Below are 19,652 nucleotides of genomic sequence, written 5' to 3'. Positions count from 1 at the left end.
GCCGCGAATATGGTGGTTCGCGGGGTAGCGTGCCCGCATGCGTGATGAGTTCCGGCCGCCACGGCGTCGTTACCGGCTCACCCGCCGGGGACGTCTGGCGCTTTTCCTCGGCATACTGATCGTGATCGGGACGGCCGTCACCCTCGGACCGCTGCTGCGGGACGAGGAGGCCCAGGCCCCCGAGAAGTCGCGGATGCTGCTCATCTCCGAAGGCTGGCGCGCCCCTCAGGTCTACGCGGCCATCGACCGCGCGCTGGAACTCCCGGCCGGCTCCGCGGAGGCGGCGGCCGCCACGGCCGAACTGGCCCTGCCCGCCGAGGCGAAGGGCAACCCGGAGGGCTTCCTGTTCCCGGCCTCGTACCCCGTGACCTCCCGGACGACGGCCGCCGAGCTGCTCGCCCGCATGGTGCGGACGGCCAACGAGAAGCTCGGCACGCGCGCCGTCGTCGACGGCGCCAAGGCGCACGGGTTGACCCCGTACCAGACGGCCACCCTCGCCAGCATCATCGAGGCCGAGGCCGACACCCGCACCGACATGGGCAAGGTCGCCCGTGTCGTGCACAACCGGCTGGCGCGGTCGATGCCGTTGCAGATGGACTCCACCATCAACTACGCGCTGAACCGCCGCACGGTCGACATCAAGTTCAGCGACACGCGCATCGACCACCCCTTCAACACCTACCGCCGCCAGGGACTGCCGCCGACGCCGATCGACAGCCCCGGGCTGCAGGCGATGGCGGCGGCCGTGGCGCCGACGCCCGGCGACTGGCTGTACTTCGTCACGGTCAAGCCGGGGGACACCCGCTTCTCGGCGACGTACGAGGCACACAAGAGGCACGTAGCGGACTTCAACCGCGCCCGCGCAGCCGCAGCAGCCGCAGGAGCGCCCCGGTAGGCCCCCCGCACGGCCGGACCCCGCCGTCCCGCCGGCCCGTCGCCCCGTCAGGCTCCGGCCGGTGCGAGCGCATCCCGGGACTCCGCGGCGCCGCCCTGCGCCTCGCGGGCCAGGAGGCGGCGGATCTCGCGGACCGCCGCGCCGCCCGCCCGGTTGGCGCCGATCGTCGACGCCGACGGGCCGTACCCGACCAGGTGGACCCGTTCGTCGCGGACCGCGCGGGTGCCGTCGAGGCGGATCCCGCCGCCCGGTTCCCGCAGCCGCAGCGGGGCCAGGTGGTCGACGGCCGCCCGGAACCCCGTCGCCCACAGGATCACGTCGGCCTCCACCTGTCGACCGTCCGCCCAGGCCACACCCGTCGGCGTGATCCGCTCGAACATGGGCCTGCGGTCCAGCACGCCCGAGGCGATCCCGTCCCGCACGGCCTCGTTCAGCGGCAGTCCGGTCACGCTCACCACGCTCTGCGGCGGCAGCCCCTGCCGCACCCGCTCGTCGACCAGGGCCACGGCCGCCCGGCCCTCCGCCTCCCCGAAGCTCCCGTCGCGGAACACCGGGGGCCGCCGGGTCACCCAGGTCGTCGCGGCCGCCACCTGCGCGATCTCCAGCAGGTGCTGCACCGCCGAGGTGCCGCCGCCCACCACGACCACCCGGGCTCCGGCGAACGCCTGCGGCCCCGGGTAGTCCGCCGTGTGCAGCTGACGCCCCCGGAAGGACTCCCGGCCCGGGTAACGCGGCCAGAACGGCCGGTCCCAGGTGCCGGTGGCGTTGATCAGTGCCCGCGCCGACCAGACGCCCGCCGAGGACTCCACCCGCAGCCGCCCGCCGGCCCCCTCCCGGACGGCGGTCACGTGCACGGGACGGCGCACGTCCAGGCCGAACCGCCGCTCGTACGCGGTGAAGTACTCGCCGATCACCGCCGACGACGGCCGCAGCGGGTCGGCGTCCACGAGCTCCATGCCGGGCAGCGCGTGCATGCCGTGCACCTTGCCGTACGTCAGGGAGGGCCAGCGGAACTGCCAGGCGCCGCCCGGGCGGGGCGCGTGGTCGAGGACCACGTGGTCGATGCCCGCCCGTGCCAGGTGGTAGGCGCCGGACAGGCCCGCCTGCCCGGCGCCCACGACCACCACGTCGACCTCCGTGCCGGCGCCCCCGCCCGTGGCGGATCCGGGGCCGGTCGTCTCCCGCGTCAGTTCGTTCACGGTTCTACCAACTCGGGCGGGCGCCGGGATCTTCCCGGCCCGCCTCAGCCCGCCCGGCCCCGTCAGGGCCGCCGCAGTGCTGCCGGCACCGGCCCGGCCGGCTGGAGCGTCAGCCCCGGGAACACCGCGACCGGCTCGGGGCCGCTGTCCAGGTGGAAGCGCTGTGCCAGCACCGCCAGCACGAGCACGGCCTCCACCAGCGCGAACCGGGCGCCCAGGCAGGCCCGCGGCCCGCCGCCGAAGGGGATCCAGGCCTCCTCCACCGCCAGCGGCCCGGCGTCCGCGTCCCACCGCTCCGGGCGGAAGGCGCCCGGGTCCGGGAACCAGCGCGGGTCGCGGTGCATCGACCACGGGCTGGTCCACACCGCGGTCCCCGCGGGCACGCTCCGCCCGCCGATCGACGCCGCGTCCCCGGCGACCGCCTAGATCAGCCAGACCGGCGGGTACATCCGCAGCGTCTCCTTGACCACCTGCCGGGTCCAGACCAGCCGCTCGTAGTCCTCGTACGCGGGCAGCCGCCCGCCGAGCACCCGGCCCAGCTCCTCCGTCAGCCGGGCCCGCGCCCCGGGGGCCGCCGACAGCAGCTGCCAGGCCCAGGTCAGGGTGGTCGACGTGGTCTCGTGCCCGCCGATGTACAGCGTGATCGACTCGTCCCGCAGCTCCTTGCGCGACAGCGGGCCGCCGTGTTCGTCGCGGGCGGCCAGCAGCCGGCTCAGCAGGTCGTCCCGCTCCGCCCCGCGGGCCGAGGCCGCTTCGTGCTCCCGGATCACGTGCGCGATCTCCCGGTCCAGGACGTCCACGGCCCGGCGCATCCGCCGCCGGCCCGGGGTCCGGACCCAGGGCGGCAGGAACAGCGTCAGACCGCGGAACTCGGCGCCCAGCTCGCGCTGGGCCGTGGCCATGGCCGCGCTGATCGGCGCCTCCCGGCCGGCCGCGTCGCTCCCGAACAGGGTGCGCACCGCTATCCGCTGGGTGAGCCCGGCCATCTCCCGGTGCACGTCGACGCGCCCGCCCTCGGCCCAGTCGCGGACCAGCGCGTCGGCGCACTCCACCATCGTGGCGGCGTACGAGCGCACCTGCCGCGGGCGCACGGCCGGCTGCACCAGCGCCCGCTTGCGCCGCCAGTCCGCACCGGTGGCGACGACGACACCGTCCCCGAGCAGTTGGTGGACGGCCCAGCCCAGCTCCGTCGGCCGGAACGTCTTCTCCACGGAGCCGAGCAGCTCGCCGGCGTGCTCGGGCCGGGAGACCAGGACGTTGCGCTGCGGGCCGAGGGCCCACGGCACCCAGTCGCCGTACCCGTCGCGCAGTAACTCGAAGAAGGCCAGGGGATCCCGGGCGAAGGCCGGCAGGTTCCCGATGAAGGGCCACCGGCGCGGTCCGCGCTCGGTGCCCGGGGGCAGCAGGGTGGCGGTCACGCCCCGCATGGTCGCAGCGCCCCGCCCGCCCCGCCAGGCCCCGTGCGCCACGGACCGTGCGCCACGGACCGTGCGCCACGGTCCGCGCCGGACGGTCCGCGCCGAACGTACCGCCGGACGGGAGGTCGAGGCCGTCAGGGGGTGCGGGCCGCCCGCCCCACGGCCTCGACCAGCGGCAGCAGGCGGTGGGCCACCCGCTCCCGCAGCGCCACCTCGGTACGGGTCCGGACCACCCCCGGGAGCCGGATCAGCCGCTGGATCACGTCCTCCAGGTGGGCGTTGTCGCGGGCCGCGACCCGGGTCAGCAGGTCACCGCCGCCGGTTATCGAGAACGCCTCGATGATCTCGGGAACCTCCGCCAGCGCCTCGCCGACCTCGTCCAGGTGTCCCTGGGTCACCTCGATGTGCACGAAGGCCAGCACCGGATGGCCGAGCGCGGCGGGGGAGAGCACCGGGCCGGTCCCGGTGATCACACCGGTGCGCTCCAGCCGGTCGAGCCGGGCCTGGAGGGTGCCGCGGGCGACCCCGAGGATCCGGGCGTACTCGCGGACGCTGGTGCGCGGCTGTTCGATCAACAGGCGCAGAATCCGGGTGTCGAGCTCGTCCACCGCCATGTCGCGACTGTACCAATGGCACAGTGCCGACCGGTCGGCGCCGACCGGTGCCGACCGCTTCGTCCGCGAACGCCCGGCATCCGTGCGTTCGTGCACCGGTGCATCCGGACACCGGGGCCTGCCCGAATCCCGTACGGGGCAGGAGCCGAGGGGCGGAAAAGCGAAAGGGAACCCATGAGCGGTCTGAACTGCCTGGTCACCGGGGCCACCGGCTACATCGGCGGCCGGCTGGTGCCCGAACTCCTCGACGCCGGCCACCGGGTCCGCTGCCTGGCCCGGTCCCCGGAGAAGCTGCGCGACCACCCCTGGGCGGGCCGCACCGAGATCGCCCGGGGCGACGCCGGCGACGAGGACTCCGTCGCGGCGGCCCTGGACGGCATCGACGTCGCCTACTACCTCGTCCACGCCCTCGGCGGCGGAACCGGATTCGAGGAACGCGACCGCGCCACCGCCCGCATCTTCGCCGAACGGGCCCGCGCCGCGGGCGTCCGCCGCATCGTCTACCTGGGCGGCCTCACCCCGGCCGGCATCCCCGTGCACGCGCTCTCCGCGCACCTGCGCTCCCGCGCCGAGGTCGGCGGCATCCTGCTCGCCTCCGGCGTGCCGACGACCGTCCTGCGCGCCGCCGTGATCATCGGCTCCGGCTCCGCGTCCTTCGAGATGCTGCGCTACCTCACCGAACGGCTGCCCGTCATGGTCACCCCCAGCTGGGTCGGCACCCGCGTCCAGCCCATCGCCGTCCGCGACGTCCTGCGCTACCTCGTCGGCAGCGCCACCATGCCGGCCGGGGTCAGCCGCGCCTTCGACATCGGCGGCCCCGACGTGGTCACGTACGAGGAGATGATGCACCGCTACGCCGCCGTGGCCCAGCTCCCCCCGCGGTTCATCCTGCGCGTGCCGATGCTGACCCCGGGCCTGTCCAGCCATTGGATCGGGCTGGTCACGCCGGTGCCGCGGGCCCTGGCCCGGCCGCTCGCCGAGTCGCTGCGCCACGAGGTGGTCTGCGCCGAGCACGACATCGCCCGGTGGGTCCCCGATCCGCCGGGTACCCCGATCGGCCTGGACCGGGCCCTGGAGCTCGCCCTGCAGCGGGTACGGGAGGCCCGGGTCACCACCCGCTGGTCCTCCGCCGGCGTGCCCGGAGCCCCGAGCGACCCGCTGCCCACCGACCCCGACTGGGCGGGCGGCAGCCTCTACACCGACCGGCGGGAACTCGCCGTCGAGGCCTCGCCCGGCGCCCTGTGGCGGGTGGTCGAGGGCATCGGCGGTGAGAACGGCTGGTACTCCTTCCCGCTGGCCTGGGCGGTACGGGGCTGGCTGGACCGGCTCGTCGGGGGCGTCGGCATCCGCCGCGGCCGGCGGGACGCGGCCCGGCTGCGGGTGGGCGACTCCCTGGACTTCTGGCGGGTGGAGGAGATCGAGCCGGGCCGGCTGCTGCGGCTGCGCGCCGAGATGCGGCTGCCGGGACTGGCCTGGCTGGAGATGTACGCGGAGCCGGCCGGCACGGCCGGCTGTGCACGCTACCGGCAGCGGGCCCTGTTCCACCCCCACGGACTGCTCGGGCACCTCTACTGGTGGAGCGTGTCCCCGTTCCACGCCGTGGTCTTCGGCGGCATGGCCCGCAACATCGCCCGCGCCGCACAGCGCCTGGACGGCGAGGCGGCGACCGCATCCGCCGCACCCGTACCGGCCGAAGTACCGGACGACAGCCGCCCCGCGGAGCACGGGCGGCCCTGAAGCGGAGCGAGCACACATGGCGGAGCGAGCACACATGAACGTCGCGGTGGTCCTGTACACCTCCGACCTGCGCCTGCACGACCATCCGCCGCTGCGCGCGGCCCTGTCGTCCTGCGACCGCGTGGTGCCGCTCTTCGTCCGGGACCCCGCCGTCGACGCCGCCGGCTTCGCCGCCCCCAACCGGCTCGCCTTCCTCGCCGACTGCCTCGCCGACCTCGACGCGGCCCTGCGCGAGCGCGGCGGGCGCCTCGTACTGCGCTCCGGCGACACCGTCGACGAGGTCTGCGCCCTCGTCCGCGAGCAGGACGCCGACGAGGTCCACATGGCGGCCGGGGTCAGCGGCTACGCGCGCGCCCGCGAGGAGCGGCTGCGCACCGCCCTGGAAGCGGAGGGCCGCCGTCTCTACGCCCACGAGGCGGTGGTCACGGCCGCCGCACCGGGCTCCCTGGTCCCCGCCGGCTCCGACCACTTCGCCGTGTTCACCCCCTACTTCCGCCGCTGGGCCGACGTCCCGCTGCGCCGGGTCCTGGCGGCCCCGCGGTCGGTGCCCGTGCCCGACGGGATCGGCTCCGACCCGCTGCCCCGGCGGCTGGCCGTCGCCGGGGTCTCCCCCGGGCTCGCGCGGGGCGGCGAGCGCGAGGCCCGTACGCTGCTGAGCCGCTGGCTGAACGGGAGACTCGCCCGCTACGAGGACCTCCACGACGACCTGGCCGGCGACGCCACCTCCCGCCTCTCCCCGCACCTGCACTTCGGCACGCTCTCGGCCACCGAGGCCGTCCAGCGCGCCCGCGCCGCGGGCGGCCCCGGCGGCGAGGCCTTCGTCCGGCAGCTGTGCTGGCGCGACTTCCACCACCAGGTGCTCGCCGCCCGCCCCGAGACCGCCGCCCGGGACTATCGCGGCCGCGGGGACCGCTGGCGCACCGGGACGGCCGCCGAGGAGGAGACCGAGGCGTGGAAGGAGGGCCGCACCGGCTATCCGGTGGTCGACGCGGCCATGCGCCAGCTCCGCCACGAGGGCTGGATGCACAACCGCGGCCGGCTGCTCACCGCGAGTTTCCTCACCAAGACCCTGTACGTGGACTGGCGGGTCGGCGCCCGGTACTTCCTCGACCTCCTCGTGGACGGCGACCTCGCCAACAACCAGCTCAACTGGCAGTGGGTGGCCGGCACGGGCACCGACACCCGGCCCAACCGGGTCCTCAACCCGGTCCGCCAGGGCCTCCGCTTCGACCCCGAGGGCCACTACGTGCACCGCTGGGTGCCGGAGCTCGCCGGACTCGACGCCCCGCGGCTGCACGAGCCCTGGCGGCTCCCCGGCCTGGAGCGGGCCCGGTACGACTATCCCGACCCCGTGGTCGAACTCGCCGACGGCCTCGACCGGTTCCGCCGGGGACGGGGAGTCGAATGACCGTCCCGCACCGCCACCACTGCCGCCGCCTTCGCCGCGCTCCTGTCTCCGGGCGCCGCCCCGCAGCCGTATCGTGAGCGGCGTGGACAGCGCGCCCCCACCACCGAACGCGGCGACACCGCCACCGAACGCGGCGCCCCCGCCATCGGGTGCGGCCACACCGTCCCTGCGCGCGGCCGTACCGCCGCAGGACCCGTCCGCCGCCCTGAGCACCGGCGCCGTGGCCCGCCGCCTCGGCGTGTCCCCGACGACGGTCCGCTCCTGGGAGCGCCGGTACGCCATCGGCCCCGCCCAGCGCGAGGACGGCCGGCACCGCCGCTGGACCCCGCAGGACATCGCCCGGCTGGAACTGATGTGCCGGCTCACCGCGCAGGGAGTCCCCCCGGCGGAGGCCGCCCGCACCGCCCGCGCCGGCGCCCCCGGCCGGCCCGGGCGGACCGCGCCGGCTGCCGGCCCGCCCGCAGCCCCGCCGCCCGGGGCCCTGCTCCCGGCCCCGGGCGGCGGCCCCGGCGGGGTGCTGCCCCTGGGAACGGTCCGCCCCGAGTGCCGGGGCCTGTCCCGGGCCGCCGTACGCCTGGACGCGCCGGCGGTGGCCGACCGGCTGGAGGCGGCCCTGGCCGAGCACGGCCTGGTCACCGCCTGGGAGGAGGTCATGGCACCGGCCCTGCACGCCGTCGGCCGCAAATGGGCCACGGCCGGCGAGCGCTACGTGGAGGTCGAGCACCTGCTGTCCTGGCACATCTCCGGGGCCCTGCACCGGATCCGCCCACGGCCCGCTCCGCCGCGCACCCCGCCCGTCCTGCTGGCCTGCGTCCCCGGCGAACAGCACACCCTCCCCATCGAGGCCCTGACCGCGGCCCTCGGCGAACGGGGCGTGCCCACCCGGATGTTCGGTGCGGCCGTGCCCGCCGAAGCCCTGCACGACGCCGTGCGGCGCACCGGCCCGCGGGCCGTCGTGCTGTGGGCCCAGTCCCGCACCACCGCCGACCGCGCCCTCGCCCGCTCGGTGGCCGGCATCGAATGGGGCCTGCGCGGCGCCCGCACCCACTCGGCGCTGCTCCTCGCCGGGCCCGGCTGGGACGCCGGCCCGGCCGTGCCGCACACCGGGCGGCTGCTCGGACTGCGCTCGGCGCTGGAGCTCATCGCCCCGCCGGTACCGCCTCCGGGAGGGTCCGCCGCAACCGGACCAGGGCCCGGCGCATATGGCTCTTGACGGTGCCGAGGGGCAGCCCCGTGCGGTCCGCGATCTGCGTCTGGGTGAGGTCCCCGTAGAAGGCCAGCCGCAGCACCTGCTGCTGCGCCGACGGCAGCCGGGCCAGCTCCCGGAGGACGAGGAGCCGGTCCACCGCCCGCTCCGCCTCCCCGAGGGGCGCGCTCCCCGGCCCGTCGGCCGCCCCGGGGGCCGCCCGGGCCGCGGCGGCCGTCGCACGGGCCCGCCGGGTCCGGGCGTCCAGGGCGTCCGCGACCTTGTGCCGGGTGATCCCGGTCAGCCACGCCCCGAAGCCGCCGGGCCCCGGCCGGTAGCGGCCCCGGCCCCGCCAGGCCGCGAGGAACACCTGCTGGGTGATGTCCTCGGCCTCCCGCTCGTCGCCCAGGCACCGGTGGGCGAGGGCGTGGACCAGGGGCCTCCAGCGCCGGTACACCGCCTCCACACAGCGCTCGTCGCCCGCCGCGAACCCGGCGGCGAGCCACTCCTCCCGCTCCACTGCGTCCATGCACCGAGCCTCGCGAGCACCCCGCCCGCCCGGCCACTCGCAGCGATTCCGCATCGAATCGGCAGCGGCGCGTGCCGGACCGGCCGGCGACGGCCCGACCGGCTATCGTCCGGAGGGTGAGTGACCTGCTGCTGGTGAGGCACGGCGAGACCGAGTGGAGTGCCACGGGCCGGCACACCGGCCGCACCGACGTCCCGCTGACCGCCGACGGCGCCGACCAGGCCGTCTCCCTGGCCCCGTACTTCCTGGACCGGCAGCCGGCGCTGGTGCTGACCAGCCCGCTGCGCCGGGCCGTCGCCACCGCCCGCCTCGCCGGGCTGACCGCCGACGCCTCCGACCCCGACCTCTGCGAATGGGACTACGGCGGCTACGAGGGCGTCACCACCGAGGAGATCCGGCGCACCCGGCCGGACTGGTCCCTCTGGCGGGACGGGGTCCCGCCCGGCGACGCCGGGCACCCCGGCGAGGACGCGGCCCGGGTCGGTGCCCGTGCGGACCGCGTCCTCGCCCGGGTGGCCCCCGTCCTCGCCGCGGACGGCGGCGACGCCGTCCTCGTCGCGCACGGCCACCTCCTGCGCGTCCTGACCGCCCGCTACCTGGGGCTGCCCCCGCAGGACGGCCGGCTCTTCCTGCTGCGCACGGGCACCGTCAGCGAGCTGTCCACCGAGCACGGGCTGCCGGTGATCTCCGGCTGGAACACCCGCCCCTGAGCAGCGCGGGCCCGGGTCACCACGTCGGCGGCCCGGCCGATCATGTGCGCGTGCTCGACGACGTCGTCCGCCGCCTCCGCCGTGGTCCGCGCCGCGAACTCCGCCCGGTGCGCACCCAGGAAGGCGACGAGGGACCGGGCGGACTGCAGCAGCAGCCGGTCCGGGTCGCGCCGGGTGCCGGGCCGGGCGTGCGCCAGCACCTCCGGGCCGCCGAAGTCCGCGACGCGCTCCGGCGCCACCCGGGCCAGGGACGAGGCGACGGCCTCGACCGAATCGCCGCACAGCTGCGGACCGATGTCCGCGAACCGCACCTGCCGCTCGGGCGGCGCACCCCGGTTGTGGGCCCGCATCCACTCGACCACGTCGAGCACCTCCTCGGTGCGCCAGGTCCAGAAACCCAGCCGGGCGATGAGCCGGGCCGGGTCCCCGGGCCCGCCGCGCACGTACGCGTCCACGGCGCGGGCGGCGGACTCGCCGGCCTCCATGGCCAGGACCGTGCACCCCGCCTCCCGCACCAGGAATTCCAGCACGCGGTGCTTGAGCCGGAAGAACTCCCGGGTTCCGTACGTGGATTCGCCCAGGCCCACCACCCGCATGTCCCGCAGCGCGCCGCGCAGCGGGGCGAGGTCCTCGTACGGGCGCCGGGATCCAGGGCGCCCAGGGTCCGGGCGTGTGCGATCAGCCAGTCCGTCATGCCGTCGGGCACGGCGGCGCCCCCTCCCTCGCCCGCGCGGCTGCGCGGGCGGTCGGCCTCCCCGTTCGGGGGTTCGCGTTCCCGTAAGGATGCGTGTTCGGCCGAGGTGAGGGCGGGCTGCCGCCCCTCCACGCCCCCCGAGAGGCCCGGACGCCGGACACCCCCCCAATGGCCTCCGCATGGCCGATGAAACGCCGCTTCCACTGGGCCAATGGCCCAGTGCCACGAGGCTCGTTTGAGCCGTCGGGCCGGGAGGTGGTTATCTGTGTCGTATCCATGTACTTGCGGCGCCGCGCAGCGCCGGGCGGCAACGAGGCCGGTCCGGAGCGCGGCGCCTTCGCCGTGCGCGCGCACCCGCCCACCACCCCCGGGCGGACGCCGGGCCGGCGCGCACCACCGTGAGGGGGCGGCACACCGCCGTGAAGAGGATGTTCGTGGCTCCGGACCCGGGGCTCCTGAGACTGCGGAACTCGCTGCGGGCCGTGATCGGCGTCGGCCTCGCCGTGGCGGTGGCCGAACTGTCCGGTCTCTCCCTCACCGCGTCCATCACCGGCGGCCTGGCCGCCCTGCTCGCGCTCTTCACCGTGCTCGACGCAGGCGTGGGCGCGCAGCGCCTGACGACCGCGCTGCTGCCCGTCGCCGGGTTCCCCGTCCTGGCCCTGGCCACCACCCTGCACGGCGTGCCCCACCTCCGCGACGCCGCCTTCCTGGCCGTCGTCTTCGCCGGGGTCTACGCCCGCCGTTTCGGACCCCGCGGGCACGCCCTCGGGATCTTCGGCTTCATGATGTTCTTCGTCACGCAGTTCCTGCACGCCGTCCCCGCCCAGCTGCCCGAGCTGTACGCCGCCGTCGGCCTGGCCCTGCTGTCCGCCGCCGCGGTGCGGTTCGTGCTGTGGCCCATCGAGCGGCGCACCCCGCCCCCGCCCGCGCCGCCCGCCCTGCCCGGCACCGGCCTGGCCCGGCCGACCACGCGGCAGGCCTTCCAGGCCACCGCCGCCTGCGCCTTCGCCCTCGCCGTCGGCCAGGCGCTCTCCGAAGACCGCTGGTACTGGGCCGTCGGCACCGCCTGGTGGATCTTCGTCAACACCGCCTCCCGCGGCGAGACCCTCGTCCGCGGCTTCCGCCGGGTCCTGGGCACCGTCCTCGGCATCGCCGCCGGACTGCTGATCGCCGTACCGCTGCACGGCGCCCCCGCGCCCACCGCCGCGCTCGTCGCCGTGTGCGTCTTCGGCATCTTCTACACGGCCGCCCCCTCCTACTCGTGGATGATGTTCTTCGTCACCGTCATGGCGGGCCTGCTGTACGGGCTCCTCGGGGTCCTGCACCCCGGGCTGCTGCTCCTGCGCTTCCAGGAGACCGCCGTCGGTGCGCTCGGCGCCGCCCTCGCCGTGGCCCTGGTCCTCCCGGTGACCACCCACGCCGCCAACGACGCCTGGATCCAGCGGGCCCTGTACTGCGTACGCGCCGCCACCGCGGCCGCCCTCGACCGGCTCGCCGGCGACCCCGCGGCCGACCCCGCCCCGCACGCCGCCGAACTGGAGCTGCTCCTGGGCCGGGCCCGTGCGGCCCTCGCCCCGCTCGTCCACCCGCTGAGCCCGCTGCGCGCCCGCAAGGCCCGCGCCCGGCAGGTCCTCGCGCTGCTCGACGACTGCGCCCGCGAGGTGCGCGGGCTGGTGGCCGTAGCCGCCGACCCGCAGGCCTCGCACGACGCCCGGCTGGCCGCCGCCTGCTGGCGGGTGGAGGCGGCGGTGGAGGCGCTGACCGCGGCCGAGGGCACGGCCGGACCCAACCCGCCGGCCGACCCGCGGCCCGCCGCCGCGGAGCCCGCCCTCGTCCACCTGCACGGCCTGGAGCACGCCCTGGTGGCCCTCCACGCCCCGCTGCGCACCGATCCGCGGGCACCGCTCGTCATCTCGGCCTGACCGGCCGACGGGGATCGTACGCCGGATCCTTTCGCCCCCGCAGCGCCTTCGTCCGAGGATCACCCGGTGGAGTGTTCCGGCCACGTAGACGTCACCCGGTTGACCTGCGGCATGTACAACGGGTGATTGTTCACCGCACATTCATGCGGCACGTACAGGGTGGATCTGTCCGGACAGGGGGTAACGGCCCGGGATGGAAATACTTCGGGAACGCTCGACCACGGACCAGGTGTGGCAAGCGGCAGAGGAGTTCGTCCTGCTCTTCCATCGGGAGAATCCGCAGGCCGGGGACGCCCGCCGGCGGCTCGCCGACGTCCGGGCCGAGCTCGCGGACACCGGCACCTACCGGCACACCGCGCAGGAGCTGGCCCACGGGGCCCGGGTCGCCTGGCGCAACAGCAACCGCTGCATAGGCCGGCTGTACTGGAACTCGCTGCGCGTCCGTGACCGCCGCGGCCTGACCGACGCCGACGCCGTCGCCGCAGAATGCTTCCAGCACCTGCGCGAGGCCACCAACGGCGGCCGGGTCAGACCCACCATCACCGTATTCGCCCCGGACGCCCCGGACCGCCCCGGCCCGCTGATCTGGAGCGAACAGCTGGTCCGGTACGCCGGCTACGGCGACCACCCGTCGATCACCGTCGGCGACGCCCGCAACGCCCCCCTCACCGGCGCCCTGCGCGCCCTCGGCTGGAACGGCGGCGCCGGCACCCCCTTCGACCTGCTGCCGCTGGTCGTCCAGGGGGTCGACGACAAGCCCCGCTGGTTCGACACCCCGGCCGACGCCGTGATGGAGGTGCCGATCGAGCATCCGGACGACCCCGGCTGGGCGGACTGGGGGCTGCGCTGGCACGCCGTTCCGGCCATTTCCAACATGTGCCTGGAGATCGGCGGGATCCACTACCCGGCCGCGCCGTTCAACGGCTGGTACATGGGCACCGAGATCGGCGCCCGCAACCTCGCCGACACGGACCGGTACAACCTGCTCCCCGCGGTCGGCCGCCGCCTGGGCCTCGACACCTCCAGCGACCGCTCGCTGTGGAAGGACCGCGCCCTCGTCGAGCTCAACCGGGCCGTGCTGCACTCCTTCGACCGGGCGGGGGTCACCATCGCCGACCACCACGGCGAGTCCCGGCGGTTCCTCGCCCACATGCAGCGGGAGGAGCGCAAGGGCCGTGAGGTGGGGGCGGACTGGTCCTGGATCGTGCCGCCGATCTCGGGCGCCGCGACCCCGGTCTTCCACCGCACGTACGAGGACCGGCCGAGTGCGACGACGTACGTGCACCACGTGGGCGCGGTGGAACGCGCCCAGGGCCGGGATTTGGTCTAGACCTTCTGTTACCGTCGCTCCGGAGGCATCCGGAACGGCGGAGAGGGGCACCCCGTGAACGGCACGGACGGCACGCAGGGCGTGGACGGCACGCGGCGCGTGGACGGCACGCACGGAGCGGAACGCTCCGGAGGCCGCGGGCTGCGCGTCCACATCGGCTCGTTCACCTCGGGAGGCGGCCGTGGCATCACCACCGCGGCCGTCGACCCCCGCACCGGGGCGCTGACCCTGCTGTCCGCCACCGACGAGCTCGCCGACCCCTCCTACCTCGCCCTCGACCACGGCACCGGCGTGCTCTACGCCGTCAGCGAGACCGAGCACGGGGCGGTCGCCGCCTTCCGGCCCGCCGGCGGCGGCCTCACCGCCCTCGGCCCCGCCGTCCCGGTCGACGGCTCCGGGCCCACCCACCTCAGCATCGCCGGGCGCCGGCTGCTCACGGCCAACTACACCTCCGGCAGCGTCAGCAGCCTCCCGATCGCCGCCGACGGCAGCCCCTCCGGACCCGCCCGGGTCCTCGTCCACCGGGGCGGCGGACCCGACGCGAGCCGGCAGGAGCGGCCGCACGCCCACCAGGTCCTTCCCGACCCCGGCGGCCGCTGGGTGCTGAGCGTCGACCTCGGCACCGACTCGGTCCGGATTTGCGCACCGGACGCCGCCACCGGGGCGCTCCGGCTGCACGCGGAGACCGTCCTGCGGTCCGGGTCGGGGCCGCGCCACCTCGCCTTCCACCCGGCCGGCCGGACGGTCTACGTGCTGCACGAGCTGGAGCCGCAGCTGACCGTCTGCCGCTGGGATCCGCAGGCCGGGCGGCTGGAACCGGTCGCCGAGGTCCCGCTCGCCGCGCAGGGCCTTCCCGGGGGCGTACGGGCCTACCCCTCGGCTGTGGTGGCCTCGCCAGACGGGTCCTTCCTCTGGGTCGCGGTCCGTGGCGCCGACACCATCGCCACCTTCTCGCTCGCCGAGGGGGTCGAGGGGCCCCGGCCCGCCGGCAGCGTGCCCTGCGGCGGCAGCTGGCCGCGCGACCTGGCCGTCGACCCCTCGGGGCGCCGGCTGTACGCGGCCAACGAGCACTCCGGCGACGTCACCTGGTTCGACGTGGACCCGCGGACCGGGCAGCCGCGCCGGGCCGGCTCCCTGCCCGTCCCGGCGGCCGCCTGCGTGGTCTTCGCCTGACCGGACGCCGCCCGCGACGGAACGCCCTCGGGTCGCGCCCCCGCCCCCGGACGGCGCGAGGGCCCGCCCCCGGAAAGCGGGGAGCGGGCCCTGGTACGGAACGGAAGGAGCCGGGTCAGTGGGCGGCGGAAGCGCCCTGGCTGATCCCGACGGCCGCGGCGTACTGCGTCACGACGAGCTTGCCCAGCGCGCCGTACGCGCCCAGCACCTCGGCGGCCGCGCAGTCGGCCTCCTTGGCCGCCGTGTCCAGCAGCCCCTCGGCGGCCTCCGGGCCGATCAGGTACGGCGCCAGCGCGAGCTGCGTCGAGCCCTCGCTGCGCAGCTGCTCGGCTACCGCGGCCACCGAGCCCTCCTGGTCCAGCGCGGCGGCCTTGACCGGCACCGCGAGGCGTGCGGCCAGCAGCATGCCGGTCACCCCGGCGACCTGGACGGCCTCCTCGCCACCGGTGGTGGCCACGATGATGCCGTCGGCGGCCGTGGTCACGGTGAACAGGCGGGCGCGGTCGGCGCGGGCCAGGCCGGCCTCCGACAGGCGCACGTGCAGGCCCTCGGCGAGCAGCGGGTGCGGGCCGAGCACCTCGGCCAGCTCGACGGCGGCCGAGGAGTCCATCACGGCCTGGCGGATCCGGCGCAGCAGGTCGGCGTCCGGGCCGGCGAGCAGCGGGACGACCACGGCGTCCGGGCCGGTCGGCTCGGGCACCTCGTGCCCGGCGGCGCGGGCGAACTCGGCGCGTGCGACCCGCTCGCCCGCGACCGCGGTCAGCACGGTCGACAGCGACGGGAACTCGGCGCCCTCGTCGCCCTCACCCTCCAGGAAGCCGATACGGGCCTCCAGGCCGGGGAGCTCGGAGCGGCCGATGCTGATGATCTCTTCCGCGAGACCGCGCGACGCGGCCGAGGGGGTGCCGGGCACGGCGAGCACCAGCGCGGGCGCTCCCTCGGGGGCCACCGCGGGCTCGGGCCGGCGGTGGCGTCCGGTCTGGCGGGGTCGCGGCATTCGTACGGGCAGGCCATTTGCGGGCCCAGTGGGGGAGCTCATGGCGCCGCATGCTACTGGCTTATCGGAACCAGGTGTTCGGTCAGGGTCCACCCGGGCGGCATCTGTCCGTATTTATCCGATGAATGTCGTATAAGGTTCAACTGAACATCAACCGGCGGACACCGACCGGCGAACATCAGCCGGCAGGAAGCCGCCAGTCCACCGGCTGCGCCCCCTGCCGGACCAGGAGGTCGTTGGCGCGGCTGAACGGCCGGGAGCCGAAGAACCCGTTGTCGGCGGACATGGGGGAGGGGTGGACCGACTCCACGGCCGGCAACGGGCCGAGCAGCGGCCGCACGTTGCGCGCGGGTCGGCCCCAGAGGATCGACACCAGCGGCTTGTCGCGCGCCGCGAGCGCCCGGATCGCCTGCTCGGTGACCGCTTCCCAGCCCTTGCCCTGGTGGCCGTTGGTCTTGCGCGGGGCGGTGGTGAGCGACCGGTTCAGCAGCAGTACGCCCTGGCGGGCCCACGGGGTCAGGTCGCCGTTGGCGGGGCGCGGCAGGCCGAGGTCGGTGTGGAGCTCGCGGAAGATGTTCTCCAGGCTCGGCGGCAGCGGGCGTACCTCGGGCGCCACCGAGAAGGACAGGCCCATCGCGTGCCCCGGGGTGGGGTACGGGTCCTGCCCGACGATGAGCACCTTCACCTCGTCGAAGGGCTGCTGGAACGCCCGCAGGACGTTCGCCCCGGACGGGAGGTAGGTTCTGCCCGCCGCGATCTCGGCGCGCAGGAAGTCGCCCATCGCGGCGATCTGCGCCGCCACCGGCTCCAGAGCACGGGCCCAGCCCGGCTCGACGATCTCGTTCAACGGTCGTGCTGCCACAGCGAGTCACTCTACTGGCCGAATCGGCCACCCCGCACCGCCGTCCCGGCAGCACGTCCCGTCCCCGTCTCAACCGCCCGCGCCGTCACGGCCGTCGAGCACCGCCGCCCGTACGCACAGCACGTCCGGCAGGTGTGCCGCGAGCAACTGCCAGCTCTCACCGTCGTCGTCGCTGGCGTACAACTCGCCGTTGCGGTTGCCGAAATAGATGCCGGCCGGGTCGGCGTCGTCCGTGCACAGGGCGTCGCGCAGCACCGTGCCGTAGTGGTCCCCGTCAGGGAGTCCGCGGGTGAGCGGCTCCCAGGTGGCGCCCGCGTCGCCGGTGCGGAAGACCCGGCACCGGTGCTCGGCGGGGACCCGGTCGGAGTCGGCGTTGAGCGGGAAGACGTACGCGGTGCCGGGGCGGTGCGGGTGCGCGGCCACGGCGAAGCCGAAGTCGGACGGCAGGCCGCCGCCGATGTCCGTCCACTGCCCGCCCGCGTCGTCGCTGCGGTACACGCCCCAGTGGTTCTGCAGGTACAGCCGGTTCCGGTCGCCGGCGTCCTGGACGACCTTGTGGACGCACTGGCCGAATTCCGGATGCGGGTCCGGGAGGAACACCGCCGAGACGCCGCGGTTGGCCGGGGTCCAGCTGGCGCCGCCGTCCAGGGTGCGGAACACGCCCGCGGTGGACACGGCCACCGTCACCGCAGCCGGGTCCGCCGGGTCGGTCAGGACCGTGTGCAGCCCCTCACCCCCGCCGCCCGGAACCCAGCTCCCGCGGGTCGGGTGCTCCCACAGGGCGCGGACCAGCTCGAAGCTCCTGCCGCGGTCCGTCGAGCGGAACAGGGCCGCCGGCTCGGTGCCCGCGTACACCACGTCCGGCGCCTCGGGACCGGCCGGATGCAACTGCCAGACCCGCTCCAGCGAGGCGCCGGTGTCCTTCGGGAACCGCACCGCGGGCTCGGCCGGTTCCTGCCAGCTCGCCCCCAGGTCGTCCGAGGTGAACACCGACGGCCCCCAGTGGGAGCTGTCCCCGGCGACGAGCAGCCGCGGCGCCGGCCCGCGCCGGTCGATCGCGGCCGCGTACACCGCCTGGGCGTTGAAGTGCGGCCCGTCGAACCGCCACGGGCCGCCGGCCTCCCGGCGGCCGATGAAGAGCCCCTTGCGCGTCCCCGCGAGGAGCAGCACCTCTGGCATCGCCGACACCTCCGGCATCTTTGACGACTGCTCCGACCGCCGTCCCGGTCGTCGCGCCGATCGTCTTCCGGCCAGTCTGCACCCGCCCGCCGACCACGGCCCGGTGGCCGCACCGCAGCCCTGTCCGGCTGATCGGCATCGACCGGCAGGTGCGTGAAAAGTGTGGCTACTTGATCGTAGGAGGGCGAAAGGGGTTGACTTCCAGCCTCAGCCACTGCTCGCGAGAGGCACTACGTGGTCACAGAGCACCTTTCCCCGCTCGACCTCGCCTTCTGGCGGATCGAGTCCGCCGACCACCCCATGCATCTCGGCGCCCTCGCGGTCTTCGACGCCGCCACCCAGGACCCCGCCCCCGGCCCCGGCCCCGGATCCCGTCCCGGCAAGGGAACGGGCACGGGAAAGAGAAAGGGCAAGGGCCACCCGGCCCTGCGCCCCGGCCCCGGGAGCGGCCCCGACCCCGGCACGGACGCCGACCCCGCGGCCCGCGCCGCCGCACTCCTCACCGCCCGCTGCACGACCGTGCCCGGCCTGCGCCGCCGGATCCACGACGTGCTGCTGCCCGTCGGGGCCGCCGCCTGGGCGCCCGACGCGGACTTCGATCCGGCCCGGCACGTCTTCCTCGTCCGCACCCCGGACCCGCGGGCCGCGGCGGGCCCGCTGATGGCCCGGCCCCTCGACCGGGACCGGCCGCCGTGGGAGGCGCACGTCCTGGCCGGGCCCGACCCGCGCTCCTTCGCCGTCCTGTTCAAGTTCCACCACGCCCTCGCCGACGGGCTCGCGGCCCTCGCCCTCGCGGCCACCCTCTTCGACGAGGGCCCGACCGTACGGGGACTCGCGCGCCCGCGGCCCGAACCCCCGGCCCCCGTCCCCGCCCTGCGCGACCTCCCCGGCCTCCTGGCCACCCGGATCCAGGGCGTCGGGCAGGCCCTGGAGATCGGCGCGGCCATGGCCCGCTCCGGCCTGCCCCTCGCCGTCCCCGCCGCGCTGACCGCGGGTGCCGGCGGGACCGGAACCCGGGCCGTCGCCGGCCTCGCCCTCGCCCTGGACGACGTCAACCGCATCCGCAAGGTCGCCGGCGGCACCGTCAACGACGTCCTGATCACCCTGGTCGCGGGGGGCCTGCGGCGCTGGCTCACCGACCGCGGCGACACCCTCCCCGAGGGGCCCGGCCCGCGCGCCCTGATACCGGTATCCCGCCGCAGGCCCGGCGCCGACCCGCGGTACGGCAACCGGCTCTCCGGCTACCTGCTGCGGCTCCCGATCGAAGAGCCGGATCCGCTGCGCCGGCTGGAGCGGGTCCGGACCGGCATGGACCGCAACAAGGAGGCCGGGCCCGCGCGGGGCGCCGGGGCCGTCGCCCTGCTCGCCGACCACGTGCACCCGCTCGGCCACCGGCTGGGCGGTCCGCTGGTCGCCCAGGCGGCCCGGCTGCTCTTCGACATCCTGGTCACCAGCGTCCCGCTGCCCGGCTTCACCTTCACCCTCGGCGGCAGCCGGGTCCGGGAGGTCTACCCGCTGGCCCCACTGGCCCGCGGACACGCCCTCGCCGTCGCCGTGTCCACGTACAAGGACACGGTCCACTACGGCCTGGTCGCCGACGCGGCGGCCGTACCGGACCTGGCCGCCCTCGCAGAGGCCCTCCGCGAGGAACTCGACGCCCTGGTCCGTGAGGTCTCGTAACCGCCGCCGCCCCGGCCGCCCGGCCGCCCCCGGCGCCCCCGGCGGGGGGGGGGGGGGGGGGGGGGGGGGGGGGGGGGGGGGGGGGGGGGGGGGGGGGGGGGGGGGGGGAGGGAGGGGAG

General features: G+C 76.1%; 16 protein-coding genes and 1 pseudogene. 9 read left to right on the top strand and 8 right to left on the bottom strand.

Annotated elements, in window-relative coordinates:
• The first annotated feature begins 37 nt into the window (after positions 1–37).
• Positions 38–895, top strand: a complete 858-nt coding sequence (gene mltG / locus ACZ4VL_RS25895; RefSeq protein WP_468204349.1) for an endolytic transglycosylase MltG — start codon at positions 38–40, stop codon at positions 893–895.
• Positions 896–942: 47 nt separating this feature from the next.
• Here the strand turns inward: mltG and ACZ4VL_RS25890 are convergent, their stop codons facing one another.
• From ACZ4VL_RS25890 to ACZ4VL_RS25880, 3 genes and pseudogenes are all read right to left on the bottom strand, one after another.
• Positions 943–2,085 carry an FAD-dependent oxidoreductase gene (locus ACZ4VL_RS25890; protein ID WP_468204438.1) on the bottom strand — a complete coding sequence of 381 codons (1,143 nt, stop codon included), beginning with the start codon at positions 2,083–2,085 and terminating at the stop codon, positions 943–945.
• A gap of 71 nt (positions 2,086–2,156) precedes the next feature.
• Positions 2,157–3,521, bottom strand: a pseudogene (locus tag ACZ4VL_RS25885) (cytochrome P450).
• A 125-nt stretch (positions 3,522–3,646) separates the two neighbouring features.
• A complete protein-coding gene (locus ACZ4VL_RS25880; protein WP_468204345.1) occupies positions 3,647–4,126 on the bottom strand; it encodes an Lrp/AsnC family transcriptional regulator in 480 nt (159 codons plus the stop codon).
• A gap of 174 nt (positions 4,127–4,300) precedes the next feature.
• Between ACZ4VL_RS25880 and ACZ4VL_RS25875 the strand changes: the two genes are divergently transcribed.
• The 3 genes from ACZ4VL_RS25875 to ACZ4VL_RS25865 all read left to right on the top strand — a co-directional run bounded on the left by ACZ4VL_RS25875 (position 4,301) and on the right by ACZ4VL_RS25865 (position 8,484).
• Positions 4,301–5,863 carry an SDR family oxidoreductase gene (locus tag ACZ4VL_RS25875; protein WP_468204343.1) on the top strand — a complete coding sequence of 521 codons (1,563 nt, stop codon included), beginning with the start codon at positions 4,301–4,303 and terminating at the stop codon, positions 5,861–5,863.
• 34 nt (positions 5,864–5,897) lie between these two features.
• Positions 5,898–7,271: a cryptochrome/photolyase family protein gene (locus ACZ4VL_RS25870; protein WP_468204436.1), complete on the top strand. Its 1,374-nt coding sequence runs from the start codon at positions 5,898–5,900 to the stop codon at positions 7,269–7,271.
• 166 nt (positions 7,272–7,437) lie between these two features.
• Positions 7,438–8,484, top strand: coding sequence for a MerR family transcriptional regulator (locus tag ACZ4VL_RS25865; RefSeq protein ID WP_468204433.1), 1,047 nt, complete (start codon positions 7,438–7,440; stop codon positions 8,482–8,484).
• Here ACZ4VL_RS25865 and ACZ4VL_RS25860 read toward each other — a convergent pair.
• Positions 8,411–8,986: an RNA polymerase sigma factor gene (locus tag ACZ4VL_RS25860; protein ID WP_468204340.1), complete on the bottom strand. Its 576-nt coding sequence runs from the start codon at positions 8,984–8,986 to the stop codon at positions 8,411–8,413. The two genes, ACZ4VL_RS25865 and ACZ4VL_RS25860, sit on opposite strands and share 74 nt — an antisense overlap.
• A gap of 116 nt (positions 8,987–9,102) precedes the next feature.
• On the opposite strand from ACZ4VL_RS25860, the gene ACZ4VL_RS25855 reads away from it, so the two are divergent.
• A complete protein-coding gene (locus tag ACZ4VL_RS25855; protein WP_468204338.1) occupies positions 9,103–9,696 on the top strand; it encodes a histidine phosphatase family protein in 594 nt (197 codons plus the stop codon).
• Here ACZ4VL_RS25855 and ACZ4VL_RS25850 read toward each other — a convergent pair.
• Positions 9,579–10,292, bottom strand: a complete 714-nt coding sequence (locus ACZ4VL_RS25850) for an erythromycin esterase family protein (protein WP_468204336.1) — start codon at positions 10,290–10,292, stop codon at positions 9,579–9,581. The genes ACZ4VL_RS25855 and ACZ4VL_RS25850 overlap by 118 nt on opposite strands.
• Before the next feature lie 526 nt (positions 10,293–10,818).
• On the opposite strand from ACZ4VL_RS25850, the gene ACZ4VL_RS25845 reads away from it, so the two are divergent.
• From ACZ4VL_RS25845 to ACZ4VL_RS25835, 3 genes are all read left to right on the top strand, one after another.
• Complete coding sequence (locus tag ACZ4VL_RS25845; protein WP_468204432.1) at positions 10,819–12,312, top strand: FUSC family protein; 1,494 nt, start codon at positions 10,819–10,821, stop codon at positions 12,310–12,312.
• 193 nt (positions 12,313–12,505) lie between these two features.
• Positions 12,506–13,642, top strand: coding sequence for a nitric oxide synthase oxygenase (locus ACZ4VL_RS25840; protein ID WP_468204333.1), 1,137 nt, complete (start codon positions 12,506–12,508; stop codon positions 13,640–13,642).
• A gap of 99 nt (positions 13,643–13,741) precedes the next feature.
• Positions 13,742–14,815, top strand: a complete 1,074-nt coding sequence (locus tag ACZ4VL_RS25835) for a lactonase family protein (RefSeq protein WP_468204430.1) — start codon at positions 13,742–13,744, stop codon at positions 14,813–14,815.
• 115 nt (positions 14,816–14,930) lie between these two features.
• On the opposite strand, the gene ACZ4VL_RS25830 is transcribed toward ACZ4VL_RS25835, so the two are convergent.
• The 3 genes from ACZ4VL_RS25830 to ACZ4VL_RS25820 all read right to left on the bottom strand — a co-directional run bounded on the left by ACZ4VL_RS25830 (position 14,931) and on the right by ACZ4VL_RS25820 (position 17,853).
• On the bottom strand, positions 14,931–15,854 hold the full coding sequence (locus ACZ4VL_RS25830) for a sirohydrochlorin chelatase (RefSeq protein WP_468204330.1): 924 nt from the start codon (positions 15,852–15,854) through the stop codon (positions 14,931–14,933).
• Positions 15,855–15,990: 136 nt separating this feature from the next.
• Entirely contained in the window at positions 15,991–16,674 is a 684-nt protein-coding gene (locus tag ACZ4VL_RS25825; protein ID WP_468204328.1) for a uracil-DNA glycosylase, read from the bottom strand.
• 69 nt (positions 16,675–16,743) lie between these two features.
• Positions 16,744–17,853, bottom strand: a complete 1,110-nt coding sequence (locus ACZ4VL_RS25820) for a WD40/YVTN/BNR-like repeat-containing protein (RefSeq protein WP_468204326.1) — start codon at positions 17,851–17,853, stop codon at positions 16,744–16,746.
• Positions 17,854–18,087: 234 nt separating this feature from the next.
• Between ACZ4VL_RS25820 and ACZ4VL_RS25815 the strand changes: the two genes are divergently transcribed.
• The gene (locus ACZ4VL_RS25815) at positions 18,088–19,533 is read left to right on the top strand and encodes a wax ester/triacylglycerol synthase family O-acyltransferase (protein WP_468204325.1); all 1,446 of its coding nucleotides are present in this window, start codon (positions 18,088–18,090) and stop codon (positions 19,531–19,533) included.
• Positions 19,534–19,652 lie beyond the last annotated feature (119 nt).

The sequence above is a fragment of the Streptomyces sp. NPDC029014 genome (genome assembly GCF_055564695.1).
The sequence above is the reverse complement of the archived record's forward strand: the minus strand, read 5'-3'. Positions and strand labels throughout refer to the sequence as shown.

What these genes read in the sequence shown, in the direction of transcription:
- mltG (WP_468204349.1), top strand. Translation starts at nt 38, where the DNA reads ATGCGTGATGAGTTCCGGCCGCCACGGCGTCGTTACCGGCTCACCCGC.
- ACZ4VL_RS25880 (WP_468204345.1), bottom strand. Translation starts at nt 4,126, where the DNA reads ATGGCGGTGGACGAGCTCGACACCCGGATTCTGCGCCTGTTGATCGAA.
- ACZ4VL_RS25875 (WP_468204343.1), top strand. Translation starts at nt 4,301, where the DNA reads ATGAGCGGTCTGAACTGCCTGGTCACCGGGGCCACCGGCTACATCGGC.
- ACZ4VL_RS25870 (WP_468204436.1), top strand. Translation starts at nt 5,898, where the DNA reads ATGAACGTCGCGGTGGTCCTGTACACCTCCGACCTGCGCCTGCACGAC.
- ACZ4VL_RS25860 (WP_468204340.1), bottom strand. Translation starts at nt 8,986, where the DNA reads ATGGACGCAGTGGAGCGGGAGGAGTGGCTCGCCGCCGGGTTCGCGGCG.
- ACZ4VL_RS25850 (WP_468204336.1), bottom strand. Translation starts at nt 10,292, where the DNA reads ATGCGGGTGGTGGGCCTGGGCGAATCCACGTACGGAACCCGGGAGTTC.
- ACZ4VL_RS25845 (WP_468204432.1), top strand. Translation starts at nt 10,819, where the DNA reads ATGTTCGTGGCTCCGGACCCGGGGCTCCTGAGACTGCGGAACTCGCTG.
- ACZ4VL_RS25840 (WP_468204333.1), top strand. Translation starts at nt 12,506, where the DNA reads ATGGAAATACTTCGGGAACGCTCGACCACGGACCAGGTGTGGCAAGCG.
- ACZ4VL_RS25830 (WP_468204330.1), bottom strand. Translation starts at nt 15,854, where the DNA reads ATGAGCTCCCCCACTGGGCCCGCAAATGGCCTGCCCGTACGAATGCCG.
- ACZ4VL_RS25820 (WP_468204326.1), bottom strand. Translation starts at nt 17,853, where the DNA reads ATGCCAGAGGTGCTGCTCCTCGCGGGGACGCGCAAGGGGCTCTTCATC.